At 54.2% G+C, this 16,382-nt stretch carries 17 protein-coding genes and 1 tRNA gene; 11 read left to right on the plus strand and 7 right to left on the minus strand.

Going from position 1 to position 16,382, the window contains the following annotated elements:
• Positions 1 to 64: 64 nt before the first annotated feature.
• The gene (locus B2U47_RS06760; protein WP_296675320.1) at positions 65 to 892 is read right to left on the minus strand and encodes a hypothetical protein; all 828 of its coding nucleotides are present in this window, start codon (positions 890 to 892) and stop codon (positions 65 to 67) included.
• Positions 893 to 1,113: 221 nt separating this feature from the next.
• Positions 1,114 to 2,148, minus strand: coding sequence for a tRNA preQ1(34) S-adenosylmethionine ribosyltransferase-isomerase QueA (gene queA, locus B2U47_RS06765; RefSeq protein ID WP_296675416.1), 1,035 nt, complete (start codon positions 2,146 to 2,148; stop codon positions 1,114 to 1,116).
• Positions 2,149 to 2,231: 83 nt separating this feature from the next.
• Here queA and B2U47_RS06770 point away from each other — a divergent pair.
• Positions 2,232 to 2,318: transfer RNA gene (locus B2U47_RS06770), tRNA-Leu, on the plus strand.
• Between the two features lie 59 nt (positions 2,319 to 2,377).
• Here the strand turns inward: B2U47_RS06770 and B2U47_RS06775 are convergent.
• Positions 2,378 to 3,568 carry an efflux RND transporter periplasmic adaptor subunit gene (locus tag B2U47_RS06775; protein ID WP_296675318.1) on the minus strand — a complete coding sequence of 397 codons (1,191 nt, stop codon included), beginning with the start codon at positions 3,566 to 3,568 and terminating at the stop codon, positions 2,378 to 2,380.
• A gap of 114 nt (positions 3,569 to 3,682) precedes the next feature.
• Positions 3,683 to 4,375, minus strand: a complete 693-nt coding sequence (locus B2U47_RS06780; protein ID WP_296675317.1) for a TenA family transcriptional regulator — start codon at positions 4,373 to 4,375, stop codon at positions 3,683 to 3,685.
• Positions 4,376 to 4,584: 209 nt separating this feature from the next.
• On the opposite strand from B2U47_RS06780, the gene B2U47_RS06785 reads away from it, so the two are divergent.
• The 3 genes from B2U47_RS06785 to B2U47_RS06795 all read left to right on the plus strand — a co-directional run bounded on the left by B2U47_RS06785 (position 4,585) and on the right by B2U47_RS06795 (position 7,608).
• A complete protein-coding gene (locus B2U47_RS06785; RefSeq protein ID WP_296675314.1) occupies positions 4,585 to 5,511 on the plus strand; it encodes a MerR family transcriptional regulator in 927 nt (308 codons plus the stop codon).
• Positions 5,508 to 6,929, plus strand: a complete 1,422-nt coding sequence (locus B2U47_RS06790) for a cryptochrome/photolyase family protein (protein ID WP_296675311.1) — start codon at positions 5,508 to 5,510, stop codon at positions 6,927 to 6,929. The genes B2U47_RS06785 and B2U47_RS06790 overlap by 4 nt, the downstream gene beginning before the upstream one ends.
• Positions 6,930 to 6,990: 61 nt before the next feature.
• On the plus strand, positions 6,991 to 7,608 hold the full coding sequence (locus B2U47_RS06795) for a hypothetical protein (protein ID WP_296675309.1): 618 nt from the start codon (positions 6,991 to 6,993) through the stop codon (positions 7,606 to 7,608).
• A gap of 16 nt (positions 7,609 to 7,624) precedes the next feature.
• On the opposite strand, the gene B2U47_RS06800 is transcribed toward B2U47_RS06795, so the two are convergent.
• From B2U47_RS06800 to rluD, 3 genes are read right to left on the minus strand one after another with little or no spacing between them, the layout of a single operon-like run.
• Positions 7,625 to 8,584, minus strand: a complete 960-nt coding sequence (locus tag B2U47_RS06800) for an ABC transporter ATP-binding protein (protein WP_296675306.1) — start codon at positions 8,582 to 8,584, stop codon at positions 7,625 to 7,627.
• Positions 8,584 to 9,321 (minus strand): peptidoglycan editing factor PgeF, encoded by a 738-nt coding sequence (gene pgeF, locus B2U47_RS06805; protein WP_296675304.1) that lies wholly within the window; start codon positions 9,319 to 9,321, stop codon positions 8,584 to 8,586. Before pgeF ends, B2U47_RS06800 begins: the two co-directional genes overlap by 1 nt.
• Entirely contained in the window at positions 9,318 to 10,268 is a 951-nt protein-coding gene (rluD, locus tag B2U47_RS06810; RefSeq protein WP_296675301.1) for a 23S rRNA pseudouridine(1911/1915/1917) synthase RluD, read from the minus strand. The genes pgeF and rluD overlap by 4 nt, the downstream gene beginning before the upstream one ends.
• Before the next feature lie 63 nt (positions 10,269 to 10,331).
• Here rluD and B2U47_RS06815 point away from each other — a divergent pair, with 63 nt between their 5' ends.
• The 7 genes from B2U47_RS06815 to trpE all read left to right on the plus strand — a co-directional run bounded on the left by B2U47_RS06815 (position 10,332) and on the right by trpE (position 16,380).
• Positions 10,332 to 11,150 carry an outer membrane protein assembly factor BamD gene (locus tag B2U47_RS06815; RefSeq protein ID WP_296675299.1) on the plus strand — a complete coding sequence of 273 codons (819 nt, stop codon included), beginning with the start codon at positions 10,332 to 10,334 and terminating at the stop codon, positions 11,148 to 11,150.
• A gap of 165 nt (positions 11,151 to 11,315) precedes the next feature.
• A complete protein-coding gene (locus B2U47_RS06820; protein ID WP_296675296.1) occupies positions 11,316 to 11,918 on the plus strand; it encodes an outer membrane beta-barrel protein in 603 nt (200 codons plus the stop codon).
• A gap of 34 nt (positions 11,919 to 11,952) precedes the next feature.
• Entirely contained in the window at positions 11,953 to 12,624 is a 672-nt protein-coding gene (locus tag B2U47_RS06825) for an outer membrane beta-barrel protein (protein WP_296675293.1), read from the plus strand.
• Between the two features lie 14 nt (positions 12,625 to 12,638).
• A complete protein-coding gene (locus B2U47_RS06830; RefSeq protein ID WP_296675292.1) occupies positions 12,639 to 13,280 on the plus strand; it encodes an outer membrane beta-barrel protein in 642 nt (213 codons plus the stop codon).
• 91 nt (positions 13,281 to 13,371) lie between these two features.
• Positions 13,372 to 14,070 (plus strand): ribulose-phosphate 3-epimerase, encoded by a 699-nt coding sequence (gene rpe / locus B2U47_RS06835; protein ID WP_296675289.1) that lies wholly within the window; start codon positions 13,372 to 13,374, stop codon positions 14,068 to 14,070.
• A gap of 64 nt (positions 14,071 to 14,134) precedes the next feature.
• Positions 14,135 to 14,809 (plus strand): phosphoglycolate phosphatase, encoded by a 675-nt coding sequence (locus B2U47_RS06840; protein WP_296675286.1) that lies wholly within the window; start codon positions 14,135 to 14,137, stop codon positions 14,807 to 14,809.
• An 89-nt stretch (positions 14,810 to 14,898) separates the two neighbouring features.
• Positions 14,899 to 16,380 carry an anthranilate synthase component I gene (gene trpE, locus B2U47_RS06845; protein ID WP_296675284.1) on the plus strand — a complete coding sequence of 494 codons (1,482 nt, stop codon included), beginning with the start codon at positions 14,899 to 14,901 and terminating at the stop codon, positions 16,378 to 16,380.
• Positions 16,381 to 16,382: the final 2 nt, after the last annotated feature.

Genomic DNA, 16,382 nt, shown 5'->3' on the forward strand with positions numbered 1-16,382 from the left:
CCTTATTTTTTATTCATTTTGCTAATAGAGTCTGGTACACCGCAACACGTTTTGCCATTCAGTATTATTTATTCCCTTGCGCCATCAATTTATTGATGGTCTCTGCATCCAGTGCACCAGATTCCTGCAAGCGTCGAATAACCGGAGCTGGCAAACAAACCACATCAGACTTGCGGAAATCCACTTCACCAGACGCCATACCGCCACATTTCTGGCGTTTACGGTCGCCTTCCTTGGTAGCATCAGGATCAAATTTCAGTTTACCAGCGTCTACCCAGCCATTCTGCCCAGCCCAACGCACCCGCTCCATCGCAAACTTGCCTGCCTCAGCACGCTGCCCCAACTGTACTACCCAGGATGCATTGTGCGGCAGTTCCACCGCAATGGCATCAGTCCCTTTATCGACGTACATCATCAAGCTCTCACCAGCCACCAGCTCCTGTACACCATAAATCGGGACAGAACGGAATGTACCGCCCTTGGCGGCTTCAGGATAACCACAGCATTCCTTGTCTACCACTTTAGGGTCAGCCATGCAGGCACGACGGGCATTCACCACGTCGGTAGCCTCTGGATCATGTACGAGGGAATCTGATGGAACCCAACCGGTCTGGTCATCCCAACTGATCTTTTCCCATACCACATTATCAACCGTTTGCTGGGCATTACGGCGCACGATCCAAGTTGCATTGTGGGGAATGTTAACGATAATGTCCTTGCCGGGTTCTTTGTACATTTTCAGCACATTACCTGCATTCAGACCTTGAACTCGATAAATGAGCTTACTGTCTGCTGGCATGGAAAGCGCTGCCTGCGACATCAGGGGTGCAGCAAACAACAACACACCTGCCACCAGAGCCAATGCTGGCTTTATTGTCATTCCTTTCTTCATGATTAACCTCCGACCATAACCCTGTCTGACTACCGGGTTAGTCTGTCACCTTAAATTAAAAAGCCGCTTCAGGAGTGGGGTCTCCCGTCACGCACATACGTTATAGAGTGTAGATAAAAACTGGACATCTTTCACAATCCACTGCGTCTTTTACGCACTGATTGTCTCATTTTGACAAAAGCCAGCTCCACCAGCTTTCTCTTGTTATAGATTAAAATTATCTATGAATCCTGTTTTGGCGCAAGAAACATGGCATCACCGTAACTAAAAAAGCGATAACCGTGTTTTATGGCATGGTGGTATGCATTGAATATGTTTTCATATCCAGCAAAAGCCGACACCAGCATGAGCAAGGTGGATTCGGGCAGGTGGAAATTAGTAATCAGCGCATCCACCACCCGGAAACGGTAGCCGGGTGTAATAAACAGGCGTGTATCCCCCTGAAATGGCTGCAATTCACCACTTTTCGCCGCACTTTCCAGACTTCTTACCGAAGTTGTCCCGACTGCCACCACCTTGCCACCGCGTTGGCGGCAAGCTGCCACCGCTTCACAAACCGCCACAGAAACATCCGCATATTCTGCGTGCATGACATGCTGTGACAAATCCTGCACCCGTACTGGCTGGAAAGTACCCGCCCCCACATGCAACGTGACTGCTGCCGTTTGCACACCCTTGTTGCGCAAGGCATCCAGCAACATATTATCGAAATGCAGCCCCGCCGTTGGCGCAGCAACCGCACCCGGATTCTGGGCAAACACGGTCTGGTAACGTTCCCGATCGGCTTTGGTATCTTCACGCTCAATATAAGGTGGCAACGGAATATGCCCGTATTGTTCTAGCAGCAACAAGACCGGCTCGTCATGCAGGAACTCAACCACGAACAGGTCGCCTTGCCTCCCGGTCACTTCCGCATCCAGCAAGTTTTCCAGCCGCAAGCGCGTACCTGCTTTGGGAGCCTTGCTAGCACGGATGTGGGCAAGCACGCTGTGCGTACCAGTAATCCGCTCTACCAGAACTTCTACCTTGCCACCACTGGCTTTCTGACCATGCAAACGGGCAGGAATCACCCTAGTATTGTTGAATACCAACAAATCATCCGGTTGGACAAGCTCCAGGATGTCAGTAAACCGACCGTCACGGTATTTGCCTGTTGCCCCATCCAGTACCAGCAAACGGCTGGCGGTGCGCTCCGGCAAAGGCTCAGCGGCAATCAGTTCGGGAGGCAGGTTGTAATGGAAGTCACTCAGTTGCATCATGGGCGCAGATGATAGCAGCTTGAAAAATTTCTTTCGACAAATGCAAAAAATCAGGTAGAATGTGCCTCCTTCACATCCTTGCCGGGATGGCGGAATCGGTAGACGCAGCGGATTCAAAATCCGCCGATGGTGACATTGTGCGAGTTCGAGTCTCGCTCCCGGCACCAAATTCATAAAAAAGCCGCTGTTACAGCGGCTTTTTTATTGCTACCGGTTCACCGACAACCTATTTGGCCAGCGGTACTGGTTCGGTTGTTGCTGGCGTTACAGGTGCTTCCGCCGCACCCGGCATCCAACCGGAAGACACGCCTGCCGGTGGATTGTTGATAACACGATCACCCGCATTCAGGCCAGAAACCACTTCCACCTTGCCGTTGCCCTGATCACTACCCAAACGCACCATCCGCAGTTCGGAAGTATTGTCTGGCTTGACCACCAGCACACCCGGCAGACTGCTGCCTTTCAACAAAGCAGTGGAAGGAACGGTAATGACTTGTGCAGCGCCCTGTTTCTTTTCAGGGATATGGATTTCTGCATACATGCCCGGCGCAGCAGCCACTTCCATCGGCACATCGAACTTGACCGTTACAGTATGGCGGCTAGCATCAGCAACCGGGTAAATTTCCGCGACACGCACGGACGTATTCATGCTGCCATCAATACGGGCAGACACAACCATGTCTTTGCTCAGGTTGCCCACCAGACCGGACGGCACATCGGCTTGCAAACGCTTGTACTTGACGTAGCCAAACTTGATTAGCGGCTGCCCCGGCTGCACGGTATCCCCGACTTCTACCATTTTTTCCATGATGATGCCTTCAAACGGTGCGTAAGCACTGGCATCACGCAACGAGGAGTCGATTTCCTGCAACTGTGACATGGCTTGCTGATACTGGGCTTGAGCCTGTGTATAGCCAGCCATTGCATTGCTCAGATCAGCCTGACGAATGGTGTCGGAGTCATAACTGCCCATGAAAGACTCGGCAAACGGGCGTACCGCCATCTTGTCGAACATGGCAGGCATACCAAAACCAGGCATTGCGCCAATATCCTTGCTGCGCGGGGAGGTCAGCTCACGGTAGTACTGGCTTTGTGCGTTTTGTATTCCTGCCTGAGCCATCGTGATTTGGGCAACCACTGCATTGCGCTTGGCCATCAACTCGGAGTCATCCACCTGGAAAACGACCGCATTCTGTTGCAGGTTGGTTCCAACCGGGCCTGCCACGTATTTGATGACGCCTGGAAACTGGGCAGACAAGGTAACTTCTTTATAAGGAACGACAGTACTGCCCAATACGGAAGCAGACTGGGAACCAGACGCTTCAACAGCAATGATTTCAGCGGCGTGTAGTGCGGGGAAAGAACAGGTTGCCAGCCATGCAAACAGCAAACCTGATACAGAATTCCTTGTACCCATGTAGATATTTTCCTCAAAGCAACATTATTTTCCGTGCAGGTGAACCTGCAAATTCTCCGGGGGAAGTTACCACCATCAAGATACCAATACCAGCAAAAGTATGGGGTTTACAGCTTATGCGCCAACTCCGAAGACTTCCCGTTGCAAGCCATTCAACTGCACCAGACGCGCATTCAGGTTAAGCTCGATACCCCGCCACAGCGACGCTTGCCCTGCACGGGTTTCGAGGTATGGCATGATGGCTTCTTCAATAATCCGGGAATGGTGAATGTCCAGCTCGATATGCCCGACAAACAGTTCCAGCGCATCATCGCTCAGCCCTGGCACAGTACGCAGCCCGGTCAGCAACATGCGGTAATACGGCGGAATCGGCCATTCCCCGGCAATGCCTGCCACACCGACCGCTGCCAGCCAGTCTGTCCCCTGAGTCAGGCGCATCATGGTGTCGATATAGCCTTGCTGCTCAGGGGTAATCGGTGCATTTGCCATCTCTTCCTCACTGAAATCCAGCGCCCGCAACAACTTGCGGTAAACCTCCATGTGGGAACGCGATGGATCGCCGTTGCCGTATTCATCATACAGGATGTCTGCCAACACCGCCTGGATGCGCTCATCCGGTGTTACCCCCAACGCATTGGCTTGATACAGACGGGTACGCAGGATATGCGGGTAATACAACAAGGCAAATGTGCGTGCCTGCCCAAATGTAAGTGGCTGGCTGGAAAACTGTTGCAGGAAAGGGTGACGCAGGAAAGGATGATCCAGGACCTTATCCTTGAGTTCATGCAGATAGGTTTTTGCATTCATGGCGATTCTCCAAACATGATCGTGACGGCAATGTAACAGGGAAACGGGGCAGACTCGAATTATCCATAAGTTTTTGCTGATATGCTCGCAAAAAGAACAAGTTCTTGAGCAGCAATCCTGAAATGCCGTAATTTTCCTGTGCGTACTATCCCACTGTTCCAAACTCACTTATAGTTCCATCATTACTGTACAAGACCCTTACAAACCTTATGAAGCCAGCCACCAATACCATGATCGACGAAACCGCCCTGTTCCCCATTGGCACAGTCTCAGAACAGACCGGCGTTAATACCGTGACCCTGCGGGCATGGGAACGGCGCTACGGCCTGTTGCGCCCACGTCGCACCCCCAAAGGCCACCGTCTTTACAGCCAGCAGGATGTAGAACGGGTCAAACAGGTACTGATCCTGCTGGAACAGGGGATTCCGGTCAGCCGTGTGCGTGACGTACTGGATACCAACAAACCACACCCGCAACTGCTGCAAGTCGCCCGCGATGTGCAAACCGATGACCCCTGGCGGCATTACCGCGCCCTGTTCCAGCGCTGGATTCGCAAGCTCGACAGCCGTTCGCTGGAACACGCCTTCAACGAAGCTGCCTCCCTCTATCCGCTGGAACTGCTTGCCAAAAAACTGCTACACCCGTTGTACCGCCAACTTCAGCAGCAGTGTGACAGCCTGCCTTCCACTCGTGCCGACTCTGCTTTCCTGCACGAATTCCTGTGCGCCAAACTCGGCTCGCGCTACCTGCAACACAACAGCCGCGCCAATGGCAAACGCATCCTGATTGCAGCTAACACCAACGCGGATACCTACCAGCAGATTGAAGGCTTGTTACTCGCCAACATCCTCGGCAACCACGGCTACCAGACTAGCCTGCTGGGGCTGCACACCACGTTGGATCACCTGCCGCTCGTGCTGGAACGTGCCGGTTTCGATGCCTTGCTGCTAACCGACTGCCGCAACATCGGTGAAGACTTGCAGGTATTGGTGGAAATGACCCGCATCACCGCACTGCTGTGCGGCTATCAGGATGAATTCACCGCTGAACCACCAGATGGGTTGCCTATCCATTGGTTGCCGATGGAACTTACCGAAATTCCAGCCGCTGTTGACCGGCTGCTGGCGGATACATGACCGTACTGGTCTGGTTTCGTCAGGACTTGCGCCTGACCGACAACCCAGCGCTGTATCATGCCTGCCGCACGGGCGAACCGGTCATCCCGGTATTCATTGACGACCCCTTGCCCACCTCGGTCAGCCAGTTGGGTTCTGCCAGCCGGGTATGGCTGCATCACAGCTTGCAAGCACTTACGCAAGACCTGCAAGCCAGCGGCAGCCACCTGATCCTGCGGCAAGGTTCCGCGTCAGTCATCCTGCCGCAACTACTGGCAGAAACCGGCGCAACCCGTCTGTACTGGAACCGCCTTTACGACCCCGCCAGCCTGCAACGCGACCGCCAGCTCAAGGAAAGCCTGCGGCAGGTTTGTGAAGTACGCAGTTTCAACGCCAGCCTGCTGAACGAACCGTGGGAAGTGCTGAAAGCGGATGGCACACCTTACAAGGTGTTCACCCCGTTCTGGCAAGCCATGTTGCGCTATGGCATCCAGCATCAGCCTCTGCCAGCCCCGGCGCAGATACCCGCTCCTGCACAGGTTCCAGCCAGCCTGCCGTTGGATTCACTGAAGCTGTTGCCGCACATCCGCTGGGATATTGGCATGATGTCCCACTGGCAGGTGGGGGAACGTGCAGCCCTGCACAAACTGCTCAATTTCCTGCCCATCGGTGGCAAGGATTATCAGCAAGCCCGCGACCTGCCTGCCCATTCCGGTACGAGCCGACTATCCCCACACCTGCATTTCGGTGAAATCAGCCCGCGTCAGGTGGTATGGCTGGCAGAACAGTTTCTGGCGGAGAATGCCACCGCTGACAGTGGCGTGCGTCATTTCATCCGCGAAATTGGCTGGCGGGAATTTGCCTGGCACTTGCTGTATCACTTTCCACATACTGTTGAACGCCCGTTGGATGAGCGCTTTACCCGTTTTCCCTGGGCAGAAAATCATGAGGAAATATTGATACGCTGGCAACGTGGGCAAACCGGCTACCCCATTATTGATGCCGGAATGCGCGAGCTGTGGCAAACCGGCTGGATGCACAACCGGGTACGCATGATTGTGGCTTCCCTGCTGTGCAAAAACCTGCTGGTTCCTTGGCAGAAGGGTGAAAACTGGTTCCGGGATACACTGGTGGATGCCGACCTGGCCAGTAATGTGTTGGGCTGGCAATGGACGGCAGGTTGTGGAGCAGATGCAGCACCTTATTTCCGCATTTTCAACCCGATCCTGCAAAGCCAGAAATTTGACCCGGATGGTGACTACATTCGCCGCTGGGTTCCTGAACTGCGCGAACGTAGCAGCAAACAGATCCACTTGCCGCGTGAACCGGGAGAAAACAAGCAGAATTATCCTTTACCTGTAGTGGATTTCAAAGCCAGCCGGGAGCAGGCGTTAAGCCTGTTTGAAAAAATCAAACAACCATCTTTCAGGAAGACGTAGATTTTCCCGGTACATAAGTCTATATTTCAAACGACAAACACCAACAACGAAATATATCACCATGCATATTTTGGTCATTTGCGGGTTTGAGGGGCTGAGGTTTTACACTACCAACCTGTTGCGCGAGGCCGGGTTTGTCGTAACTGATACCGCCTGCTTAACCCAAGCCATAGCCAGTGTCTCAACCATCGGCGTCGATGCCGCCATCATCGGCCCTGCTGCTGTACCTGATGAAGAAGTCAGCCTGATTCAGAGCTTACGCCAGCATAACCTGTGGTTTCCGCTGATTGCGGTCAGCCGTTGTGAACGTTGGTCACATATTTCCAACCTGCTGACTGCCGGGGCTGATGAATACATCCAGGAACCCTTTACCACCGCATCCCTGCTGGGCAAGCTGGAAAAACTTTTGCATTACAGCCCTTTGCGCAAGCCCCGCGAACTGAAACTCAATGCTGGATTCGGTACTATCCGCGTGCACAACCTAGGGCAACAGGTTTATATCAATGACACGCCTGCCAAGGTCAGCAGTTACGATTACCTGATGTTGAAATGCATTGCCCAGAACCTAGGGGAAGATGGCCTCACTCCGCATAACCTGCTGAGCCTGCACGCAGACCAGCGTTGTGGTCGGGACATGGCAGAAGCTGCCGAACATCTGTTACAGCGTATCCACCCCTGAGTCGCCACGCGACTGTTTACACCGCGTGGCAGGCAACCTGTCGATCCCCCATCTCACGCAATGCCGGAATCTGTTCCCGGCATATGGACTGTACTTGCGGGCAACGGGTATGAAACACACAGCCTGAAGGCGGGTTCAATGGCGAAGGCAGTTCGCTTGCCCCCACTTTCACCTTGGCTAGCCGTACCCGTTCCTGTTGGGGATCAGGTAGCGGAATGGCATCCAGCAACAGGCGCGTGTACGGATGCAAGGGTTGCCGATACAGGCTTTCCGCTTCAGCAATTTCCATCACCCGCCCCAGATACAACACCAGCACCCGGTCGCTGAGTTCGCGCACTACCCCAAGATCATGGGAAATGAACAACAGGGTCAGGTCACGTTCGCGCTTCAAACCAGCCAGCAACTGCACAACCTGCCGCTGGATGGATACATCCAGCGCACTCACTGGCTCGTCACACACAATTAGTTGCGGTTCGACTGCCAACGCGCGGGCAATGCCGATGCGCTGGCATTGTCCGCCGGAAAATTCATGCGGGTAACGGTTACGCATTCCGCTTTCCAGCCCAACCGCTTGCAGCAACTGGTCAGCACGCTGACGAATGGCAGCTTTGCCCCATTCTGGGCGCAAGGCCAACATGGGTTCCTCGATACAATCCCCCACGGTCATGCGCGGGTTGAGCGCATCTAGTGGGTCTTGAAAGATACATTGCACCGCACGACGATAGGTTTGCATCCCGTGCTGGTCATTTGGGTTCAGCAGTTTGCCCCGCCAGTGGATCTCACCTTGCGCAGGTGTAACCAGTTGCAGGATAGCGCGGGCAAGCGTGGATTTGCCACAGCCTGATTCACCGACAATCCCCAGTGTTTCGCCAATTTGCAGGTCAAAGGAAACCTCAGACAACGCCTGCAAAACCTGCCCGGTTTTAAGGCGGAAACGCACATCTAGGTTGTCGACGGCAAGCAAGGCTGAATCCATCACGCCATCCAGATCAGTGATGCCATGCGTCCGGTTTGCCCATCACGACGGTAGGAGAAAAAGCGTTCGCTATCGCTGTAGGTGCAAAGGTCGCCGCCATGAATCGCTGTAACACCAGCCGCATTCAGGCGCTGCCGTGCCAGCAGGTAGATGTCAGCCATCCACTTGCCTGCATTGACTGATGGCTTGAAAGCCACTTCTGCCGCCACGTCATGCAGGATAAAGGCTTCGCACACTTCCGGGCCAACTTCAAAGGCATCCGGGCTAATCGCAGGCCCCAGCCATGCCAGCAAGTCGGCAGGCTCGCATTGCAGGGATTCGATGGTACGTTCCAGTACACCAGCATCCAGCCCCCGCCAACCGGCATGGGCAGCCGCCACACGGGTTCCGGCGCGGTCACAGAACAATACTGGCAAGCAATCTGCCGTCATCACCACACAGACCTGCCCCTTGCCAAAAGCGGTGGAAGCATCGCCGGTCGGGTAACAGGTTCCCACATCCATGCCACACACATCTACCCCATGCACCTGTTTGAGCCACAAGGGTTCGCTGGGCAATTGCAGGGTATCACCCACCATCATGCGATTGCGGGCAACGGCATAAGGGTTGTCGCCTACATGGTCGCCAAGATTGAGGCTGTTGAAAGGTGCTTCGCTCACTCCACCGTGACGAGTGGTACAAACCGCGCGGATATTGGCAGGAACAGGCCAGGCGGGGGTAATCCAGTTCGGGTTCATGTATTTTCCTTACGCAGCAAATTCAGTAATTCGCTCATGTCGTCTGGCAACGGACGTTCCCATTCCAGATAGTCACCACTGACCGGATGCACCAGCCCCAATCGGGTAGCGTGCAGTGCCTGACGCGGGAAAGTCTGAAGTGCGGTGCGCAATTCATCACTGATACCGGCAGGCACACGTGGCCGCCCGCCATACACCTGATCCCCCACGATCGGCAGGTGCTTCCAGCTCAGATGGACACGGATCTGGTGGGTACGCCCGGTTTCCAGCGCCACCCGCAACAGAGTGTGATGGGGAAAACGCTCTTCTACCCGGTAATGGGTAATCGCTTGCTTGCCACTCTCGGTGACGGCCTGTTTCTTACGATCAACGTGATGGCGACCGATGTTGGCTTCGATGGTTGAACCGGCAACGACCTGCCCGGATACGAGGGCGAGGTATTCACGGCTGACATCGCGTTCCTGTAGCAATTCCACCAGTTTGGTATGGGCTTGCAGGGTTTTCGCAACCACCATCAGGCCGGTAGTATCCTTGTCGAGGCGGTGGACAATTCCGGCTCGTGGCAACATTTCCAATGAAGGAGCGTAATGCAACAAGGCATTGACCAGCGTTCCCGACCAGTTTCCCGCAGCGGGGTGCACGACCAGCCCGACAGGCTTGTTAATAACCAGAATGGCGTCATCTTCGTACACAATGTCGAGCGGAATGTCTTCGGGTGCGAATTCTGTTTGCACCTCCTGTACGGCATTGATTATGATGGCTTCGCCACTGGTTAAGCGTTCCTTGGGTTTGAGGACTTTATCCTCTACCCGAATATGCCCCGCCTTGATCCATTTCTGGAGCTGGCTGCGGGAATACTGGGGGCACAGGCTGGCGACGACCTGATCCAGGCGATAACCGTCCATTTCGGGCGGGACGATGCTGATGATCTGTTGATTTTGAAGCATTCTTAATCCGGTTGAATACGCTATACTTGCAAACTCATTCTATCATCATGTGTTGTTAAGCAAATGTCGATAACCACAAAAAGACTCAAGGCCAGTGCTTATCTGGCGGGTATGTTGGCTCTCACGGCTGGTTTTAGTGGCTGTTCCATCATGTCCCAAACCACGTCGATCTTTTCCCAGACTGAAAAAGACCCTACTGAGGGCTGGTCTGCCAACAAGATTTACGTAACCGCCAAGGAAGCCCTCAACGCAGGTGACTACGAGCGAGCCATCACCCTGTATGAAGCACTGGAAGCCCGTTACCCGCTAGGCCGTTTTGCCCAGCAGGCACAACTGGAAAAAGCCTATGCTTACTACAAGTACGACGAGGCCGATTCCGCACTGGATGAAATCGACCGCTTCCTACGCATGAATCCCGGCAGCGAAAATGTGGATTATGCCCTGTACCTGCGTGGTCTGGTGAATTTCAACCGGGGCAGCAGCATCGTTGACCAAGTTTTCCCGCGCAGCATTGCCGATCTGGACAGCGTGCGCCAGAAAGAGTCATTCCAGGACTTTTCGCATGTCGTAACCCGCCACCCGAACAGCAAATACGCACCGGATGCCCGTTCCCGCCTGCAATACCTGCGCAACAGTCTGGCGGAATCCGAAGTCAATGTGGCGAAATACTACATGTTGCGTGGTGCGTGGCTGGCTGCTTTCAACCGGGCAGAATACGCTATCAAGCATTATCAGGGGTCGCCAGCCATTGCAGATGCATTGGAAATCAAGATTCAGGCTGCCCACAATCTGGGTAAAACCGATTTGGCGGCTGACAGTATGCGGGTCATGGAACTGAATTTCCCGCAACGTGCTGCTGCTTTGCAAAGTAAACTCCGCTAAAACATCGCGCTGAAGCTGGAAAAATAAACGGTTATTTTTCCAGCTTCCACTTATCGGAACATTATCCCCATCCCTCAGAAAATAATTTACATTATAGGCATTAGCCTAAAAGCATAAAAACCTTGGCTAAACCCAAAACAATAATAAGCAAGGGGCTTTGCGAAAATGATTTCACCAAAACTTTCCGGGATTACCGCGCTGTTGTTGTGCGCCATGAGCGCTAACACCTTTGCAGCGGAGTCCTCCGCGATTTTCACCCCCATTGGCAAATCCGCCAGCAAACCAGACAACTATTTGGGTGGCAGCATTGGTCAGTCATCTGCTGATGGCTTTTGTGATGCACTCCAGAACTGCGAAGACACTGACCAAAGCTGGAAGCTGTTTGGCGGTGTGCGTGTAAACGAGACTTTTGTGGTGGAAGGTGGTTACATCAACTTCGGCGATCACAAAGGGCAAGATACTGGCACAGATGTTTCCCGCTCCACTACTGCCGCCATGCTGGCTGGGGTGGCAGGCATTCCCGTGAATGAAGAGATCGAATTGTTCGGCAAAGCTGGCATTGCCCGTTGGAGTCAGGAACGTACCGATGCATCTGGCAAGTCAGACAGCAAAGGAACCAACCTGATGATGGGGGCGGGAGCCAACTATGATCTGGGTGACAACATGGGCATCCGCGCCGAATGGGAACGTTTCAAGGATATAGGCGATGCCAGCAGCAAGGGCGATGTTGATCTGCTGAGCGTCGGGGTGACTTTTTCTTCGTTATAACAATAACCCTGCAACTGGGGTAATGAGGGCTTGCATGAAAACATATCTTTCCTGCTCACTGGCAGGTCTTGCACTATTGCTGAATACCGCCCACGCTGGCGGTGGCTTGGAAGGCTTCGGCCTACCATCCAACATGGATTTTTACGGTGGCGGCAGCATTGGCTCCTCCAGTGAAGACGGTGCATGTGATGCAGTCAACGGAACAACATCCTGTGAAGACTCTTCCACCGGCTACAAGATTTTTGCAGGCGCACGCCTAGCACCCACTGTTAACCAGAATACCCTACCAACCCTGGGTGTGGAAGGCGGCTATATCAATTTTGGCGAAAGCAGTGCGGAAGGTGTCATTCTGTCAGACAGGGGTTTTGTCATTGATAACAGCTCTTCCGAAAGCGAAACATCTGCGGCTTATCTTGCTGCGGTAGGTTATTTGCCCGTTGCGCCACGAACCGAATTGCTTGGCAAGGCAGGTATTACCTACTGGAGCCAGGATGGCAAAATTACCAGCGCAACAGGTGAAACACCATCAACAACATCGTCCGAAAGTGGCATCGGTACATTGCTGGGTGTCGGGGCACAATACCAGATTAATGACAACCTGTCGGTGCGGGGTGAGTACGAACAGGCATTTGGTATCGGCAAGGATACCAGTTTCGCCACCGAACCCAAGATGATGAGCGTTGGCGCGGTCTTCTCAACCTTATAACAAGAACAAAAGCCATGAAAAAACAGCTACTGACAGCCTTGCTCTTTTGCATGAGTGGCAGTGTATACGCCAACGGTTTTTTCAGCCCTGGCATCAACACCGGCACAACACGCCCTCCCGGCTTCATGAATGGCACCAAACTGTACGCAGGCGGCAGCCTTGGCGCAGGCCAGCAGGGAGATGTCTGCAATGATCCATTTTTTAACGGTTCCTGTGATGATAAGGACGTTGCCTGGAAAGTCTTTGGCGGAGCACGATTCGACCCTATGTGGGGAGCAGAAGCCGCTTACAACAAGCTGGGCACAACCAGCAAAACCGGCAATACCAGTGGCAGTTCTGCCGGACTGGAAAACGAGCTGACGGGCATCAGTGTTGCCGCTGTGGGTTACGTGCCGGTTGCTACCCAAATTGAAGCTTTCGGCAAGGGTGGGGCCATTTTCTGGGATCGTGAAACAACGCAAACAGCCGGTGGAGCAACCACCAGCAGCAAGGATGAGGGAACCAGCCCACTGCTGGGCGCAGGCGTGCAATACCAGGTCAATGACAACCTGCACCTGCGCGGTGAGTGGGAACACATGTTCAATGTCGGCTCGGATTCTGCCTATGAGACCGATGCCGACCTGTATTCCATCGGCCTGATGTATTCCACCCTGTGAAAACCTATCTCCCCCGGAAGGGCTGCATTGCAGCAACCTTTCCGGTAGAGTGGGGAGCGTTTTGGTCGCCACAGTTCTGAGGAGAAACAATATGGCACGTCAAGCTGATTTCATTGCACCTTCCATCCTGTCCGCCGACTTTGCCCGTCTGGGGGAAGAAGTCGTCAACGTACTGACTTCCGGCGCTGATATTGTGCACTTCGACGTGATGGATAACCATTACGTCCCCAACCTGACCATCGGCCCGCTGGTATGCGAAGCCCTGCGCAAGCACGGCGTGACCGCCCCCATCGACGTGCACCTGATGGTCAAGCCAGTTGACCGCATCATTCCTGACTTCGCCAAGGCGGGCGCAACCTACATTACTTTCCACCCGGAAGCCTCCGAACACGTTGACCGCACCCTGCAACTGATCCGCAGCGAAGGCTGCAAATCTGGTATGGTGTTCAACCCGGCTACTCCGCTGTCGGTGCTGGAATACGTGATGGACAAGGTGGACATGATCCTGCTGATGTCGGTCAACCCCGGTTTCGGCGGGCAGAGCTTCATTCCGTCCGCACTCGACAAACTGCGTCAGGCTCGCAAGATGATTGATGACTCCGGTCTGGACATCCGTCTGGAAATCGACGGTGGCGTGAAAGCCAGCAATATCCGTGAAATCAAGGAAGCGGGTGCAGATACTTTCGTGGCTGGTTCAGCGATTTTCAATGCAGCCAAAGCCACCGATCCGCAGCATTACAACAGTATTCTGGCGGAATTCCGGGCGCAATTGGCAGAAGCGAAGGTTTAAGATAAAGAACCCCTCACCCCCAACCCCTCTCCCTCAAGGGGAGAGGGGTTAAGAGAGAGAAATCATGTTCAAACCAAAAATGGTATTGATCGACGTGGACGGGACGCTGGTTGACAGCGTTCCCGACCTGACGTTTTGCGTCGATGCAATGATGCAGCAACTGGATATGCCGGTGCGTGGTGAAGCGGCGGTGCGCCAGTGGGTCGGCAATGGCGTGCAACGGCTGGTAGAACGCGCCCTGACCAACGATCTGGATGGAATGCCGGATGCCGCACTGTTTGCACGCGCCATGCCGGTTTTCATGGACTTGTACGCAGAAAACACGTCTAAACGCAGTCGTCTGTATGACGGTGTGCTGGAGGGGCTGGATTTCCTGCAAGGTTGCAAGGGGCTGAAAATCGGCTGCGTCACCAACAAGGCTGCGCAATTCACCCACCCATTGCTGAAGGATCTAGGCATTTTCGACCGTTTCGAGATCATCATCAGCGGCGATACCCTGCCGGAAAAGAAACCGCATCCCCTGCCATTGCTGCACGCTGCCGAGGCATTGTGCGTAAAGCCGGAAGATGCAGTGATGATCGGTGACTCAAAGTCCGACGTAAAAGCGGCGCGGGCTGCCGGTTTCCAGATCATCTGCATGACCTACGGCTATAACCACGGCGAAGATATTCGTAACTATCACCCCGATGCTGTGATAGACTCGATGGCTGAATTCAGCAACCTGATTAGCTGCAACTGATGAAATACATTCCGAATAAAACGTGGCGATGGCGTTCCCGCTAACCCCAGCAGGAAGTGTTTCGTTGACCGTTTTATTTGGAAGCCCTCATGAATCAGGATACCTTTGATACTTATATTGCCCAAGGCTACAACCGTGTCCCCGTCCGCCGCACCACTCTGGCAGACCTCGACACCCCGTTAAGCGCCTATCTCAAACTGGCTGATGCGCCCTATTCCTACCTGTTCGAGTCTGTACAGGGCGGGGAGAAATGGGGGCGTTATTCCATGCTCGGCCTGCCCGCCAAAACGTTCATCAAGGTGTTTGGTTTGCGGGTGGAATTGCACCGCGCCCATCAACCGGTTGAAAGTTTTGACGTAGTTGACCCATTGGCGTGGATTACGTCATTCCAGCAACAATACAACGTGCCGGACATTGAAGGTTTGCCACGTTTCAACGGCGGTCTGGTCGGCTATTTCGGCTACGAAACCATCCGTTACATTGAGAAAAAACTCAGCACGGGGCGTGACAAGCCCGACCCGATCGGCACGCCTGACATCCTGCTGATGGTGTCAGATGAGGTGGTGGTATTCGACAACCTGCGCGGCGAACTGCATTTGATCGTGCTGGCAGAAGCCGGTGGTTTCCAGCAAGCGCAGCAACGGCTGGATGCGCTGGAACGCCAGTTGCAGGAAGCTCGCCGCCTCTACCAACCTGCCCCTAAAGCCCGGCAGGTTGAGGAAAGCGATTTCGTTTCCGGCTTTACCGAGCAGGGCTTCAAGGATGCGGTGGTCGCTGCCAAGGAATACATCAAGGCCGGTGACATCATGCAGGTAGTACTTTCGCAACGCATGAGCATCCCGTTTGAAGCCCCACCGCTGGACTTGTACCGCGCCTTGCGCCGCCTCAACCCGTCGCCGTACATGTATTTCCTCAATCTGGGCGATTTCCACATCGTCGGCTCCTCACCGGAAATCCTGGTGCGTCTGGAAGACGACGTGATCACTGTGCGCCCGATTGCCGGAACCCGCAAGCGCGGCGACACCGAACAACGCGATCAGGAACTGGAAACCGAACTGCTCAACGACCCCAAGGAAATAGCCGAACACCTGATGCTGATCGACCTTGGGCGCAACGACACCGGGCGCGTCAGCGAAATCGGCTCCGTCAAGCTGACCGATAAAATGATCGTGGAACGCTATTCGCACGTCATGCACATCGTTTCCAACGTCACCGGCAAACTGCTGCCGGGGCTGGATGCGATGGACGTATTACGCGCCACCTTTCCCGCCGGAACCGTCAGCGGCGCACCCAAAATCCGTGCGATGGAAATCATCGACGAATTCGAGCCGGTCAAGCGTGGCGTCTACTCCGGTGCGGTCGGCTATCTGGCCTGGAACGGCAATATGGATACTGCCATTGCCATCCGTACCGCCGTGATCAAGGATACTGTGCTGCACATCCAGGCCGGTGCAGGTGTGGTGTACGACTCCATCCCCGATTTGGAATGGAAGGAAACCATGAACAAAGGGCGTGCGGTGTTCCGCGCCGCCAGTGCTGCATTATCCGGCCTCAACGGCAAACACAAATAAGC

The sequence above is a fragment of the Thiothrix sp. UBA5583 genome, assembly GCA_002425225.1.
Lineage (GTDB): Bacteria > Pseudomonadota > Gammaproteobacteria > Thiotrichales > Thiotrichaceae > Thiothrix > Thiothrix moscowensis.

What these genes read in the sequence shown, in the direction of transcription:
- B2U47_RS06800 (WP_296675306.1), bottom strand. Translation starts at nt 8,584, where the DNA reads ATGGATTCAGCCTTGCTTGCCGTCGACAACCTAGATGTGCGTTTCCGC.
- queA (WP_296675416.1), bottom strand. Translation starts at nt 2,148, where the DNA reads ATGCAACTGAGTGACTTCCATTACAACCTGCCTCCCGAACTGATTGCC.
- trpE (WP_296675284.1), top strand. Translation starts at nt 14,899, where the DNA reads ATGAATCAGGATACCTTTGATACTTATATTGCCCAAGGCTACAACCGT.
- B2U47_RS06815 (WP_296675299.1), top strand. Translation starts at nt 10,332, where the DNA reads ATGTCGATAACCACAAAAAGACTCAAGGCCAGTGCTTATCTGGCGGGT.
- B2U47_RS06795 (WP_296675309.1), top strand. Translation starts at nt 6,991, where the DNA reads ATGCATATTTTGGTCATTTGCGGGTTTGAGGGGCTGAGGTTTTACACT.
- B2U47_RS06785 (WP_296675314.1), top strand. Translation starts at nt 4,585, where the DNA reads ATGAAGCCAGCCACCAATACCATGATCGACGAAACCGCCCTGTTCCCC.
- B2U47_RS06790 (WP_296675311.1), top strand. Translation starts at nt 5,508, where the DNA reads ATGACCGTACTGGTCTGGTTTCGTCAGGACTTGCGCCTGACCGACAAC.
- B2U47_RS06840 (WP_296675286.1), top strand. Translation starts at nt 14,135, where the DNA reads ATGTTCAAACCAAAAATGGTATTGATCGACGTGGACGGGACGCTGGTT.
- B2U47_RS06780 (WP_296675317.1), bottom strand. Translation starts at nt 4,375, where the DNA reads ATGAATGCAAAAACCTATCTGCATGAACTCAAGGATAAGGTCCTGGAT.
- B2U47_RS06775 (WP_296675318.1), bottom strand. Translation starts at nt 3,568, where the DNA reads ATGGGTACAAGGAATTCTGTATCAGGTTTGCTGTTTGCATGGCTGGCA.
- B2U47_RS06760 (WP_296675320.1), bottom strand. Translation starts at nt 892, where the DNA reads ATGAAGAAAGGAATGACAATAAAGCCAGCATTGGCTCTGGTGGCAGGT.
- B2U47_RS06820 (WP_296675296.1), top strand. Translation starts at nt 11,316, where the DNA reads ATGATTTCACCAAAACTTTCCGGGATTACCGCGCTGTTGTTGTGCGCC.
- pgeF (WP_296675304.1), bottom strand. Translation starts at nt 9,321, where the DNA reads ATGAACCCGAACTGGATTACCCCCGCCTGGCCTGTTCCTGCCAATATC.
- B2U47_RS06830 (WP_296675292.1), top strand. Translation starts at nt 12,639, where the DNA reads ATGAAAAAACAGCTACTGACAGCCTTGCTCTTTTGCATGAGTGGCAGT.
- rpe (WP_296675289.1), top strand. Translation starts at nt 13,372, where the DNA reads ATGGCACGTCAAGCTGATTTCATTGCACCTTCCATCCTGTCCGCCGAC.
- B2U47_RS06825 (WP_296675293.1), top strand. Translation starts at nt 11,953, where the DNA reads ATGAAAACATATCTTTCCTGCTCACTGGCAGGTCTTGCACTATTGCTG.
- rluD (WP_296675301.1), bottom strand. Translation starts at nt 10,268, where the DNA reads ATGCTTCAAAATCAACAGATCATCAGCATCGTCCCGCCCGAAATGGAC.